Genomic DNA, 14,292 nt, shown 5'->3' on the forward strand with positions numbered 1-14,292 from the left:
CGGGTGGTCGATGACGCGCCCACGGTCTATGCGATCGCGGCACACCGGGGCTTTGCCGATGCGCTGGTCGCCGGGCTGATCCCGCGCTATCGCCAAGACGGGTTTGGCCTCGCCCGGCTGACGCTGCTGTTACCCAGCCGCCGCGCGGTACGCATCGTGACCGAGGCGTTCGTGCGCGCCAGTGGCGGCGCGCTGTTGCTGCCGCGCATGGTCGTGGTGGGCGATCTCGATCTGGACGAGACGCTGGGCGCGCTGTTCGATCCATTGAGCGTCGACACCCCCCCGGCGATCGATCCCACCGTCCGCCTGCTGGTGCTGGCGCGGCTGCTGCGCGAGGAACTGGCGGCAGAGCCGGGCACGGTGGTGCCGGGGCAGGCGGCGTTGCTGCGGCTGGCGCGCAGTCTTGGCGAAACGATCGACCGCCTGCTGATCGAAGATCGCAGCGTCGAGCATTTGCTCGATCCGTCGGTGATCGGGCTGGTCGGCGATCTGGCGCAGCACTGGATTGCCAGCACGCGGCTGTTTGCGCGCGTGGTCATGCGCTGGCGCGCCGAGCTTGACCGGCGCGGCGCCTGCGATGCGCCCGAACGGCGCAGCCGGTTGTTGCGCGCGGTGGCCGACCGCTGGCACGCCGCACCGCCGGCCGGGGCGGTGGTGGCCGCCGGGGTCACGTCGGCGGCACCGGCGGTGGCGCGCCTGTTGCGGGTGGTGTCGCAATTGCCCGAAGGCGCGGTGATCCTGCCCGATCTCGATCTGGCGCTGGGCGATGACGTGTGGGATGCGCTGGGGCAGGCGGGCGCGCCCGCTGCCGATGCCGCCGACGCCAATCCGGTGTTTGGCTGGGGCGACATCGTTACCCATCCGCAATACCATCTCAAACTGCTGCTCAACCGCATGGGCATCGCGCGCGGCGAAGTCATGCCGTGGCACCGCGCCGGGCTGGCCGCCGCGTCACCGGCACGCAGCCGCGCGATCTCCAACCTGTTCCTGCCGCCGGTGGCCAGCGCGGTGTGGGCCGATCTGCCCGCCGACGATCGCCGCCTGGCGGGCGTGCGGCTGATGGAAAGCGCCAACCCCGGCGAAGAGGCGCTGGCCATCGCGGTACTGGCGCGCCGCGCGCTGGCGGTGCCGGAACGGCGCGTGGCGGTGATCACCCCCGACCGGGGCCTGGCCGAACGCGTGGTGGCGCATCTGCAACGCTGGAACATCGCCGCCGACGACAGCGCGGGGCGTCCCTTGTCGCAGACCGCGGCCGGCCGGGTGCTGCTGTTGCTGGCCGAAACCTGGGCCGAACGCGCGGCGCCGGTGCCACTGATCGGCCTGCTGGGGCACCCGCTGGTGCACAGCGGCGAGGAACGGGCTGGCTGGCTCGAACGCGTGCGCGGGCTCGATCTGGCCTTGCGCGGGCCACGTCCGGGGCCTGGCCTGGCCGCACTGCGCGACCGGGTTTTGGCGGCGCGGCGGCCCGATCCGGCATTGATTGCGTGGTGGGATGATCTTGCGCCGATCCTGGCACCACTGCTCGACAGCGATGCAGCGCGCCCGCTCGGCGATGCGCTGGCCGGGCTGGTCGACGTGGCGCAGGCGCTGTGCGGCGATGGCCTGTGGGCAGAGGCGGACGGGCGCGCGCTGGCGCAATGCATCGAGGACTGGAGCGTGGCGGCGGGCGATCCCGATCTGGGCGATACGGCGGTCGATCCGGGCGAATTGCCCGCGCTGTTGCGCGATGCGCTCGATCAGGTGGCGGTGCGTCCGGCCTATGGTGGGCATCCGCGCCTCGCCATCTATGGCCTGCTGGAGGCGCGGATGAGCCGTGCCGATCTGGTGATCTGCGGCGGCCTGGTCGAAGGAAGCTGGCCCGCCACGCCCGCGTCCGATCCGATCCTGGCGCCCGCCGTGCTGCGCGCGCTGGGGATACCCGGCGCCGATTTCCGCATCGGGCTGTCGGCGCACGATTTCGCCGCCGCGCTCGGCGCGCCCGAAGTGGTGCTGAGCCATGCCGCGCGCGACACCGGCGGGCCAACCGTGCCCTCGCGCTTTCTGCTGCGCATCCGCGCGATGCTGGGCGATCTGACCCGGCTGGAACACGATGCGGTCGATTGGGCGCGCGCGCTCGACCATGCGCCCAGGGTTGATCCTGCGCCGCGCCCGCAACCGATGCCCAGCGCCGCCCAGCGCCGGGTCGACATCGCGGCCACCGCGCTCGACCGGCTGCGCGGCGATCCCTATCAGTTCTATGCCAATGCCATCCTGCGGCTGGCCTCGCTCGATCCGCTCGATGCCGATCCCAGCCCGGCGTGGCGCGGCACCGCGGTGCATGCCATTCTGGAGGAGTGGCACAAGGCGGGCGCGCCGGTGGGCGAACTCGTGCCGATCGCGCAGCACGCGCTTCACGCGATGAGCGCGCACCCGCTGATGCGCGCGCTGTGGCAACCGCGCCTGATCGCCGCGCTGGAATGGATCGAAAGCGAGCAACTGGCGCTGGCGGGCGAGGGCCGCCAGGTCGTGGCGTTCGAACGCTGGGGCGATCTGGCGGTGCGCGGGGTGACCATCAAGGCGCGCGCCGACCGCATCGACCGCCTGCCCGACGGCACGCTGGCGATTGTCGATTACAAGACCGGATCGCCCCCCAGCGGGGCGATGGTTGAACGCGGGTTTGCGCTGCAACTCGGCGTGATCGGGTTGATCGCGGCGGCGGGCGGCGTCGAAGGGGTATCGGGCCAGCCCGACCGGTTCGAATACTGGTCATTGTCGCGCCGACGCGACGGATCGGGGTTTGGCTGGCGCGACGAGCCGATCCGCGAAGGGCGCAAGCGCAGCGGCGTGCCGCGTGCCGAATTTCTCGACATCACGCGCGCCTATCTCGACGATGCGCTCGACCGGTGGATTTTGGGCAGCGAACCGTTCACCGCGCGGCTCAATCCCGATCTGGCGGGCTATTCGGATTATGATCAGGTGATGCGGCTGGACGAATGGCTTGGGCGCGGGGGCGCGGCATGAGCGCGGTGGCCAGCCTGGCCCAGCAGGTGCACCGTCTGGAAAACAACCAGATGGCTGCCGTCGCGCCCGATCGTTCGGTGTGGCTGTCGGCCTCGGCGGGCACTGGCAAGACCCAGGTGCTGACATCGCGGGTGCTGCGTCTGCTGCTCGAACCGGGGGTGGAGCCCGACCAGATCCTGTGCCTGACTTTCACCAAGGCGGGCGCAGCGGAAATGGCCACGCGCATCGGCGAAAAATTGGCCGACTGGGTGCGGATGGAAGACACCATTCTGGCCACCCATTTGCAGGCGATCGGCGCCCCGTTCGACCCGGCCACGCTGGCGCGCGCGCGCAGCCGGTTTGCCGCCGTGCTCGATTGCCCCGGTGGCGGCCTGCGCATCGGCACCATCCACGCCTTTGCACAATGGCTGCTGTCGGCCTTTCCCGAGGAAGCCGGCCTGCGCCCCGGATCGCGCGCGATGGAAGACCGCGACCGCGATTTGCTGGTGCGCGATGTGCTGGTCGATCTGCTGGTGCGCGCGCAGGACAGTGGCGACAGCGCGTTCATCGATGCGCTTGGCGCGCTGAGCGTGCGCATGGGCGAGGGCGATCTGACCCGGTTTCTGCTGCGTTGTGCCGCCGCGACCGAGGTGTGGACCGGGCCCGGCGCCTGGCAATCGCCGTTGCGCCCGCGCATCAACCGCCTGATCGGGCTGCCGGCCGATGCCGACCACGGCCTGCTGGCGGACTGTTTTGCCGATGCGCGGTTTCCGGTGGCGGCGTTGGGGCGCTGTGTCGATGCCTTGCGCGAATGGGGCACCAAGACCGCCGATGGCATGATCGCGCCGATCGCGGCTTGGCTGGCGGCGGATGCGCCTGTGCGCGCGACCACGGTTGCCGCGCTGACCCGTGCGCTGTTCAATGCCGAGGGCGAGGCGAAGTATCGCAAGAACCTCGAAAAGATCGACCCGACGTATACCGACCATGCCGCCACGGTCAGCGAGGCGCTGCACGAGGCTGCCGAACTGGGCCGCGCGCTGGCGCTGGTCGATCTGGCCGAGCCCGCACTGGCGATCGGGCGGCGGTTCGCGCTGGCGTGGGACGAGGCCAAGACGCGCGAGGGGTTCATCGATTTCGACGACCAGATCCGCGCGGCGGCAGCGCTGCTGACCGAACGCGCGCCTGCGGACTGGATTCGCTTCAAGCTCGACCGCCGGTTTGATCACGTGCTGGTCGACGAGGCGCAGGATACCAATGCGCGGCAATGGGATATCGTGCTCGACGGGGTGACCGGCGATTTCCGGTCTGGCGAGGGGCAGGCGCGCGAACGCCCGGCGCCGCGCACGCTGTTTGTGGTGGGCGATTACAAACAGGCGATTTTCGGGTTTCAGGGCACCAGTCCCAGAGAATTCGAGGCCGCGCGGCGGCGTGTCGCGCGCGAACTTGATGCGCTGGCGCAGGCTGCCAACGATCCCGCGCTCGATCTGCTCGATCTCGGGCTGGGACGTTCGTTCCGCAGCGCGCAGCCGATCCTGAGCTTTGTCGATGCCGCGATGGCCACGATAGGGAGCGATCGGTTCGGCCTGCCTGCGCCGCCCGAACCCCATGTTGGTCATGCCATCGCTGGGCAGGTCTGCCTGTGGCAGCCGGTCGGGCTGGCGGTGGAGGCGGACGAGGACGATCTGCCCGATCCCGGCGGGGAAGAGACCTGGCTGTCGGGCCCTGATCGCGAACTGGCCGGGCGGATCGCGCGGCAGGTACGGCAATGGCTGGATCAGGGCTATGGACTTGGCAAGGGCCGTGTGCGGCGGGCGACGCCGGGCGATGTGATGGTGCTGGTGCGCAAACGCGGTGCGCTGGCCGCGCTGATCGTTGCGCGGCTGCATGCCGAAGGCGTGCCGGTGGCGGGGGTTGACCGGTTGCGGCTGGGCGCGCCGCTGGCGGTCAAGGATCTGATCGCCGCGCTGCAATTCTGCGTGCAGCCGGGCGATGATCTCAATCTGGCCGGGCTGCTGGTCTCGCCGTTGCTCGGGTGGAGCCAGGAAGACCTGCTGGCGCATGGTTATCGCCGCGCCGGGATGCGGCTGTGGGATCATTTGCGCGAAACCGAGGGTCCGGTGACGCATGCGACGATGGCACGTTTGCGCGATCTGCTGGCGCGCGCCGATTTCGTCTCTCCCGCTGCGCTGCTCAACTGGATTCTGGTCGGGCCGTGGCAGGGGCGCAAGGCGCTGCTGGCGCGGCTGGGCGAAGAGGCGGGTGATCCGATCGACGAACTGGTCAATGCGGCGATGGCCCATGCCTCCAGCCATGTGCCGGGGCTGGCCGGGTTCATCCACTGGTTTGCCGCAGGCGATGGCGATGTCAAGCGCGAGGCGGGCGGGCAAAGCGATCTGGTGCGGGTGATGACCGTGCACGGGTCAAAGGGGTTGCAGGCGCCGATCGTGATCCTGGCCGATGCCACCGCCGATCCGGGCAAGGCGCTGGCCTCGCCGGTGACGCTCGACGACGGCGCCGGGCGATCGGTGCCGCTGCCGCCGCTACGCAAGGATGAAAAGCCTGCCCGCGTGCGCGAGGCGGAACTGGCCGCCCAAAAGGCCGACCGCGAGGAACACTGGCGCCTGCTCTATGTCGCGATGACCCGCGCCGAAGAGGCATTGTTCATCACTGGCGCGCTGGGCCCGCGCGACAAGGGTGAAGTGCCCGAAGAGAGCTGGTTTGGCGCGCTGAGCCAGGTGCCGGGCGCAACCGAGCAGGCCGATCCGATCTGGCAGCGGTGTCGCACATTCGGCGTGGCGGCTGCGGTGCCGCCGGTCGATGCGGCAGCCGCGCGCGCGCCGGCGATTGTCCTGCCCGATGATCTGCTGGTGCCGGTCGGCCCCGAACCGCGCCCGCCACGTCCCTTGGCGCCCAGCGCACTGGGCGAGGATGCGGCGCCCGCCCCGCCGACCCGGCCCGGCCCTGGCGCGCGCCAGGCCATGCGGCGCGGCACGTTGCTGCACCGCTTGCTCGAACGCCTGCCCGATGTGCCGTTGGCGGCGCGCGCGGATACCGCGACGCAGTGGCTGGCGCGCATGGCGGGCGACTGGAGCGGCGATGATCGCGATGCGCTGGTGCGCGCGGCGCTCGCGGTGCTCGATGCGCCCGAATGGTCGGCGGTGTTCGGGCCTGGTTCGCTGGCCGAAGTGCCGATTGCCGCGCTGGTCGGCCCGCGCCTGATCAGCGGCACGATCGATCGCCTGCTGATCAGCGCCGATGCGGTGCGGATTGTCGATTTCAAGACCGATCGCCGCCCGCCCGCGGCGATCGCCGACATTCCGGGGGCCTATCTGCGGCAGATGGCGGCCTATGTCGCGGCGCTGCGGGTGATTCATCCAGGACGGCGGGTCGAGGCGGCGTTGCTCTATACTGCGATCCCGCGCCTCTATGCCTTGCCCGAGGCCATGCTCCCCATGCAAAAGCTGGGCCTTGGCGATGCAGAGGAAACCTTTTGAGCACTGCCGGTTGCAAGCGCCGCCCGCGTGCCTAGATTGGGTACAACTTTCTTTCGGAGTTTTTGATCATGCCCACCAAAGCCGTAACCGACGCCAGCTTTGCCGAAGACGTGCTCGGCGCAGGCAAGCCCGTGCTGGTCGATTTCTGGGCCGACTGGTGCGGCCCGTGCAAGATGATTGCCCCCGCGCTTGAGGAAATTGCCGAGGAACTGGCCGACCGGGTCGAAATCGTCAAAATGGACATCATGGAAAACACCAAAGTGCCCGGCGATATCGGCGTGCAGTCGATCCCGCTGCTGGTGCTGTTCAAGGATGGCAAGGCCGTCGCGCAAAAGCTGGGCGCCGCGCCCAAGAGCCAGCTCAAGGGCTGGCTGGAAAGCGCACTCTGACCTGATCCTCCCTGACAACGGGGAGGATTTACATCCCCGCCAGCCGTTCTGCCATCTGGTCAAACAGGGCAGGGCTGGCGGCGGCGATCAGGCCAGGTTGCAGGTGGCGGTCGACGCGATAGGCGCTGCCGTCTGGGCGCGCGGCGCGCCCGCCTGCCTCGTTGACGAACAGCACGCCGGCCGCGTGATCCCACGCCAGCGTGCGTTCGAAAATCGATACGTCGTTGATGCCCAGCACGATGCGCGGATACTGTTCCGCCGCGCAGCGCGGGATATCGACCAGCGTGTAATGCGGCGCGACGCGCTCTTTCAGCACCGCGCGCCGGTCGGGATCGGCAAACACCAGCGAAATGGCTGCCACCGGGGGCTCCTGGCCCGTGCTGCGCGCGGTCACGCGCTCGCCATCGACCCAGGCCCCGGCGCCGCGATGCGCGCTGCACAGCCGTCCGCTCAGCACGTCATAGATCCAGCCCGCCACCATTTCGCCATGTTCGGCCAACGCAATCAGGATGCCGAACGGCGGGCGCCCGGCGGCAAAATTGTTGGTGCCGTCGATCGGATCGATGATCCAGCACAGGCTGTCGCCCAACCGGTCGAGCACGGCGGGATCGGCACTCGCCGCTTCCTCGCCGACAATCGCCGCCTCGGGCATCAGCCGGGCCAGCGCCTCGCTCAACAGGGCTTCGGCATCGGTGTCGGCCACGGTCACCACATCATCGACCGCCTTGTTGGCGATCTGCCCGGCGGTCAGGTGCTGATATCGCGGCAGGATCGCGGTCTGCGCGACGCGCGCCATCAGCGCGGCGATTTCAGTGTCGAGCGTTCGGGTCATCGCGGCCTCAGGTCAGGGGGATCATCACCGTGCTGGCATAGCCCGGTCGTTCGGTCAGGCCCGCATACCAGTCTTCGAGGTTTGGCAGCGAAGGGCGGTCCAGCGGCAATGCAAAGAACGTGTGTGCATAGACGCCCATGGGAATATCGGCGAGGCCAAAGCGGTCGCCCGACAGGAACGGGCGTTGCGCCAGTTCCGCATCGAGGATGCGGGCAAGCCGGACGGTCGCCGCCCGCGATTCAACGACATCGGCATCGGCGGCGGTCTTGCCCTGGCGGATCAACCCGAGAAACGCCCCGCGCTGGAGATCGGCAAAATCGAAGTGCCAGTCCATCCACTTTTCCGCCTGGGCCCGCGCGCATATGTCGCCATGCCGCCAGTCAGGGGCATGGGCATCGGCCAGATAGCGCAGGATCGTGTTGGATTCCCACAGCGCAAACCCGCCGGGCACGCTGTCATCCTCGATCATCGGCACCAGCAGGTTGGGATTTTTCGACCGGAAATTGTCCGAAAAGCCGAACGCGCCGCCCATATCGATGCGGCGGTGCGCCACGCCCATTTCGATCGCCGCCCAGGCGACTTTCTTGACGTTGTGCGAATTGAGGCGGCCCCAGATCGTGATCATGACCGGTAATCCGCGTTGATGGCGATATAGCCGTGCGTCAGATCGCACGTCCACACCGTCGCGCGGCCCTGGCCCAGCCCGATATCAACCTCGATCGAAATCTCGCGGCCCTTCAGATGCGCGGCCACCGGTGCTTCGTCATAGTCGGCCAGTGGCTGGCCCTCGCGCGCGGCCCAGGTGCCGCCAAAACCGATCGACAGGCGATCACGATCGGCTGGTTCGCCGGCCTTGCCCACCGCCATCACCACGCGGCCCCAATTGGCATCTTCTCCCGCGATGGCGGTTTTCACCAGGGGCGAATTGGCGATCGACAGTGCGATGGTGCGCGCGCTGTTATCGCTGACCGCGCCGCTGACGCTGACCGCGATGAATTTCTGCGCACCTTCGCCATCGCGCACCACCAGATGGGAAAGTTCACGGCACACCGCTTCGAGCGCGGCGGTAAAGGCATCGGCGCCGGGTGAATGTTCGTCCTCGATGCGCGGGTTGCCCGCTTTGCCGGTGGCGAAGGCCAGCACGGTGTCGCTGGTCGAGGTGTCGCTGTCGACCGTGATGCACGAAAAGGTGCGCGTGTTGGCCGCCGACAGCGCTGATTGCAGGAACGCCGGGCTGACATCGGCATCGGTGAACACATAGCCGAGCATCGTTGCCATATCGGGCGCGATCATCCCCGATCCCTTGATGATCGCCGACAGCGTCACTTTGATCCCGCCGACCAGCGCGGTCGCGGTGGCGCCCTTGGCAAACGTGTCGGTCGTGCTGATCGTGCGCGCGGCCTGTTCCCAGGTGGCCAGTGGTGCGGCGAGCGCGGCGGTGATCCCGGCGCGTGCCTTGTCCTTGGGCAGCGGCACGCCGATTACTCCGGTGGACGACACGAACACCTGATCGCGCGGCGCGCCCAGATGCGCGGCGACCTGGTCCATGATCGCCTCGACCGCCTCACGCCCGCGATAGCCGGTAAAGGCGTTGGAATTCCCCGCATTGACCACCAGCGCCCGGGCGTGGCCCTGGCCGACATTCTGCCGCCCGAGTTCAACCTCTGACGAACAGCAGATGTTGCGCGTGAACACGCCCGCCACCGAGGTGCCTTCATCGAGTTCCACATACGTCAGATCGGTGCGCCCCCAATCCTTGTACCCCGCACGCACGGTGTGCAGGCGCACCCCCGCGATCGGCGGCATGTCGGGAAAGGGCTGGGCGAGCGGAGAGATGGCGTCTGACATGGCATGTGCCCTAGACGATTGCGGTTTCATGCGGGAGACGGTTTTTTCATGGGCCGGGTCTTGCAACGAGGGCGGGGCGAGGCGCTTTGGCCATGGACCATTAAGCAAATTGGTACTATCTGCGACGGCAATGCGTTTCCTGCTGGTTCTTCTTGCCATGTTGTCGGGCCTTTCGCTGGCCGATGTCGCCCATGCGGCGTCGCCTGCCGAAGTGGTCGGGCGCGCTGATCTTGCGGTGGCCGAAATGGCCCCGGCCAGTATCGCCTGCCCGGTGCGGGCGCGGATGGCGCGCGCGGCGGTGCGCATCGACATGTCGCGGCCACAGGCGCCCGATGATGCCGGGTTTGCCCGGTCTTGCGGCGTGACTATCGCCGACCGGCCGCACGAATAGCGCGCCGGGCGCGCATCTGCGCGCCCCTTTTTCAGATCGCAGTTTTCAGCGCCGCGCGGCCCTTCGCGCGCCTGTTTCGCCAATCACAGTTTTGCGGGGAACCATCGTTTATGTTCGGCAAGATCGCCAAGTCGCTGTTCGGCTCGTCCAACGAACGCTATGTCAAATCGCTCGACAAGGTCGTGCGCAAAATCAACGCCTTTGAACCGGCGATGCAGGCTTTGTCGGATGCCGAACTGACCGCGCAGACACAGAAATTCCGCGACGCGTTGGCGGGCGGTCAATCGCTCGACGACATTTTGCCAGAGGCTTTCGCGACGTGCCGCGAAGCGTCGCGGCGCGTGCTCGGCATGCGTCATTTCGATGTGCAGATGATCGGCGGGATCGTGCTTCATCGCGGCGAAATCGCCGAAATGCGCACGGGCGAGGGCAAGACGCTGGTGGCGACGCTGGCGACGTATCTCAACGCGATCGAGGGCAAGGGCGTCCATGTCGTCACCGTCAACGACTATCTGGCGCGGCGCGATGCCGAATGGATGGGGCAAATCTATCGTTTCCTCGGGCTGACGGTGGGGGTGATCGTGCCCAACCTCAACGAGGAAGAACGCCGCACCGCGTACAATTCCGACATCACCTATGCCACCAACAACGAGCTCGGCTTTGACTATCTGCGCGACAACATGAAGCACGAGCGTGGGCTGATGGTGCACCGCCCGTTCAATTACGCGATCGTCGACGAAGTCGATTCGATCCTGATCGACGAAGCGCGCACCCCGCTGATCATTTCGGGCCCGACCGAGGACAAGAGCGACCTCTATGTCTCGGTCGATATCGTCGTGAAGCGGATCGACCCGGTCTATTACGAAGCCGACGAAAAGCAGAAGACCGTCACGCTGACCGAAGACGGCGTCGAATGGGCCGAACGAGAGCTGGAAACGGCCGGGCTGCTGGAAGGGTCGAACCTCTATGACGTGGCCAACACGATGGTCGTCCATCACCTGGACCAGGCGCTCAAGGCCAATGTCATGTTCAAGCGCGACATCGACTATATCGTCAAGGACGGCAAGATCGTCATCATCGACGAATTCACCGGGCGCATGATGGATGGCCGCCGCTGGTCGAACGGTCTGCACCAGGCGGTCGAGGCCAAGGAAGGCGTGAAGATCGAGCCCGAAAACCAGACGATGGCGTCGATCACGTTCCAGAACTATTTCCGCATGTATCCCAAACTTTCGGGGATGACCGGCACCGCCGCGACCGAAGCGCCCGAATTCTTCGACATCTACAAGATGAGTGTGGTCACCATCCCGACCAACGTGCCGGTGCAGCGCATCGACGAAGAAGACGAATTCTACAAGAACACCAAGGACAAGTTCGCCGCGATCGCCCGCCTGATCCGCGAAAAGAACGAGATCGGCCAGCCGGTGCTGGTGGGCACCGTGTCGATCGAAAAGAGCGAGCTGCTGTCCGAATTCCTGACCGCCGAAGGCGTCAAGCACGCGGTGCTCAACGCGCGGTTCCACGAACAGGAAGCGCACATCGTCGCGCAGGCGGGCAGCCGTGGCGCGGTGACCATCGCCACCAACATGGCCGGTCGCGGCACCGACATCAAACTGGGCGGCAATGTCGAATTTCGAATCGAGGATGAACTGTCGGGGATGCCCGAAGGCCCCGAACGCGACGCCGCGATTGCCAAGATCGAGGCCGAAGTCTCGGCCAACCGTGACCTGGTGCTGGCCGCCGGGGGGCTGTGCGTGATCGGCACCGAACGCCACGAAAGCCGCCGTATCGACAACCAGTTGCGCGGGCGTTCGGGCCGCCAGGGCGATCCGGGGCTGTCGAAGTTCTATCTCTGCCTCGAAGACGACTTGCTGCGCATCTTTGGCCCCGACACGATGTTTTCGCGGATGATGAACGCCAACCTGGCCGATGGCGAGGCGATCGGTTCGCGCTATCTGTCAAAGGCGATCGAGATTGCGCAGAAAAAGGTTGAGGCGCGCAATTACGACATCCGCAAGCAAGTGGTCGAATACGACGACGTGATGAACGACCAGCGCAAGGTCATCTATGAACAGCGCGCCGACATCATGGACGCCGATGCGGTGGGCGATGTGGTGATCGACATGCGCCGCGACACCATCAACGCGCTGGTCGGCGATGCCTGCCCGCCGGGATCGTACCCCGAACAATGGAATGCCGAAGGGCTGAAGACGCGCACCGCCGATGTGCTGGGCATTGCCATCCCGATGGACGACTGGTTGCAGGAAGATCATCTGGAACCTTCGGTCATCGACGAACGTATCTGCGCGCTGGCCGATGCGGCGATGGACGCGCGCATCGCCGGGTTTGAACCTGCGGCCTGGGCCAATCTGGAAAAGGCGATCCTGCTCGAACGGCTCGATCACCACTGGAAGGAACATCTCGCCACGCTCGATGCGCTGCGCCAGGTGGTGTTCCTGCGCGCCTATGCGCAGAAAACCCCGATCAATGAATACAAGCAGGAAGCGTTCAGCCTGTTCGAAAGCATGCTCGAAGCGATCCGCGAGGATGTCACGCGTATCCTGATGACCGCCGAATTCCGCCTGACCGGGCCCGAAACGATGACTTTGCCTGACTTGCCCGATTTCCTGACCGCGCCGGGCACGCTGTTCAGCCATCTCGACCCGTTGACCGGCGAAGACGATGTGCGCCCGATTCCGAGCGCCGCGTCATCGCTCGGCCTGATCGGTGCGCAGGGCCCGGCGCAGGCGCCGATCGCGGGCAATCCATGGGAAGGGCAGGACATCAGCCGGAATGCCGCATGCCCGTGCGGTTCGGGCCAGAAATACAAGCATTGCCACGGCGCAACGGTGTGATCCAACAGCGCCCCGGAGCGATCCGGGGCGCGCCGTAATCAGTTGGGTCCGCCAGGCGCCTTGGCCGGGGACAAGTGGCGGGCATTGTGCAACTGGTCGGCAGACCAGCCGCCGCCCAGATTGCCGATCAGCGAAACCGAGGCGACCAGACGGCTCTGCTGCACGCTGAGCGCGGTCTGCCGGGTGGCGATTTCGGTCAGCGCGGCATCGGCGACGGCAGTATAGTCGACTGTGCCGATCTGGTATTCGCTATGCGCCACGTCGCTGGCATGCGCGGCGCTGCCGATGGCCTTGTCGAGCACACCGGCCTGATCGGACAGCACGCGCAGGCTGACCAGATTGTCTTCAACGCCCTGGAACGCGCTGAGCACAGTGCCGCGATAATTGGCGACCGCCGCGTCATAGGCGGCACGGGCCTGCGCCACCGCCGATTTGCGCGCGCCGAAATCGATCAGCGTTTCCGACGCGCTGGCGCCGACCGACCAGATCGAGGTGGCAGCCTTGAACAACTGGCTGACCGCCGAGGCGCCCGAGCCGATGGCGCCGGTCAACGAAATGTCGGGATAATACGCCGCAACCGCCACGCCGATCAGCGCGTTTTGCGCCGCCATCGTGCGTTCGGCGGCGGCAATGTCGGGGCGCCGCTGCAACAGCGCCGAGGGCACGCCAACCGGTACGGCGGGCAGGCTGGGCAGGCTGGTGCTGTGCGGAATGTCGATGTCTTCGGGGTTCTTGCCCACCAGCACCGCGATGGCGTGTACATATTGCGCGCGCGCGATCCCGGCGTTGAGCAGGTTCGATTGCGCGGTCTGGAGCTGGGTGCGGGCATTGGCCTCGTCGAGCGGGCTATAGAGCTTGTATCCGGTCTGCACCGAACTGGCGACGACCTTGAGATAGTCGTCATAGGCCGCGACGGTCTGCTTGAGCAGGTCGATATTGGCATCGGCCACGCGCAGGTTGATCACCGTGGTGGCCAGCGTCACTTGCGCCGACAATGTGGCATTGGCCAGCGTCGCTTCGCTCGATTGCGCGCTGGCGACATCGGATTCGATCTGCCGGCGCACTTTGCCCCAGATATCAGGCGACCAACTGGCGTTGCCCTCCACCGAAAACTGGTTGCCGACCGAAGCCACCGGACCCTTGGCGGTGCTGGCCGATGTGCGTGCGCGGGTGGCCGAGGCCGTGGCGCCCAGCGTGGGGAACAGCGTCGCGTTGGCTTCGCCGACAATCGCCAGTGCCTGCTGATAATTGGCATAGTCGGCGCGCACGGTCTGGTTGGCGACGCGCACCTGGGGTTCAAGCTGATCGATCAGCGGGTCGCCCAGCGCGGTCCACCAGTCGCCCTTGGGCAGGCTGTCGGCAGGTGTCGCCTGCATCCAGCCGGCCACTTCGTGAAATTGCGGCGCCGGCGCTTCGGCGGGGGCAGGGCGGTGATAATTGGGCCCGACAGTGCACCCGGCCAGCGCGGTACCAAGGGTGAGCATCAGGGTGAGGCGGCGCATTG

The 14,292-nt window shown here is 67.0% G+C and carries 9 protein-coding genes; 5 read left to right on the forward strand and 4 right to left on the reverse strand.

The genetic code is table 11. The features are described from left to right. Positions 1–3 precede the first annotated feature (3 nt). The 3 genes from addB to trxA all read left to right on the forward strand — a co-directional run bounded on the left by addB (position 4) and on the right by trxA (position 6,862). Positions 4–3,000 (forward strand): double-strand break repair protein AddB, encoded by a 2,997-nt coding sequence (gene addB / locus AQZ49_RS00135; protein WP_067611146.1) that lies wholly within the window; start codon positions 4–6, stop codon positions 2,998–3,000. Next, positions 2,997–6,473 (forward strand): double-strand break repair helicase AddA, encoded by a 3,477-nt coding sequence (gene addA / locus AQZ49_RS00140; RefSeq protein ID WP_067612427.1) that lies wholly within the window; start codon positions 2,997–2,999, stop codon positions 6,471–6,473. The genes addB and addA overlap by 4 nt, the downstream gene beginning before the upstream one ends. A gap of 68 nt (positions 6,474–6,541) precedes the next feature. Continuing rightward, on the forward strand, positions 6,542–6,862 hold the full coding sequence (gene trxA, locus AQZ49_RS00145) for a thioredoxin (RefSeq protein WP_067611149.1): 321 nt from the start codon (positions 6,542–6,544) through the stop codon (positions 6,860–6,862). 28 nt (positions 6,863–6,890) lie between these two features. Here trxA and AQZ49_RS00150 read toward each other — a convergent pair whose 3' ends face one another. The 3 genes from AQZ49_RS00150 to argJ are packed head-to-tail and all read right to left on the reverse strand — an operon-like array spanning position 6,891 to position 9,542. Beyond that, entirely contained in the window at positions 6,891–7,694 is an 804-nt protein-coding gene (locus AQZ49_RS00150; RefSeq protein ID WP_067611152.1) for an inositol monophosphatase family protein, read from the reverse strand. Between the two features lie 7 nt (positions 7,695–7,701). Then, positions 7,702–8,319 (reverse strand): glutathione S-transferase family protein, encoded by a 618-nt coding sequence (locus tag AQZ49_RS00155; protein WP_067611153.1) that lies wholly within the window; start codon positions 8,317–8,319, stop codon positions 7,702–7,704. Continuing rightward, positions 8,316–9,542, reverse strand: a complete 1,227-nt coding sequence (gene argJ / locus AQZ49_RS00160; protein WP_067611156.1) for a bifunctional glutamate N-acetyltransferase/amino-acid acetyltransferase ArgJ — start codon at positions 9,540–9,542, stop codon at positions 8,316–8,318. The genes AQZ49_RS00155 and argJ overlap by 4 nt, the downstream gene beginning before the upstream one ends. Before the next feature lie 130 nt (positions 9,543–9,672). On the opposite strand from argJ, the gene AQZ49_RS00165 reads away from it, so the two are divergent. Together AQZ49_RS00165 and secA are read left to right on the forward strand one after the other, a co-directional pair. Further along, positions 9,673–9,933, forward strand: a complete 261-nt coding sequence (locus AQZ49_RS00165; RefSeq protein WP_067611159.1) for a hypothetical protein — start codon at positions 9,673–9,675, stop codon at positions 9,931–9,933. A 110-nt stretch (positions 9,934–10,043) separates the two neighbouring features. Next, positions 10,044–12,788 (forward strand): preprotein translocase subunit SecA, encoded by a 2,745-nt coding sequence (secA, locus tag AQZ49_RS00170; RefSeq protein ID WP_067611161.1) that lies wholly within the window; start codon positions 10,044–10,046, stop codon positions 12,786–12,788. A 38-nt stretch (positions 12,789–12,826) separates the two neighbouring features. On the opposite strand, the gene AQZ49_RS00175 is transcribed toward secA, so the two are convergent. Continuing rightward, positions 12,827–14,290: an efflux transporter outer membrane subunit gene (locus AQZ49_RS00175; protein ID WP_197410862.1), complete on the reverse strand. Its 1,464-nt coding sequence runs from the start codon at positions 14,288–14,290 to the stop codon at positions 12,827–12,829. Positions 14,291–14,292 lie beyond the last annotated feature (2 nt).

The sequence above is a fragment of the Novosphingobium sp. FSW06-99 genome (assembly GCF_001519065.1).
In the GTDB taxonomy this organism is placed as follows: Bacteria; Pseudomonadota; Alphaproteobacteria; order Sphingomonadales; family Sphingomonadaceae; genus Novosphingobium.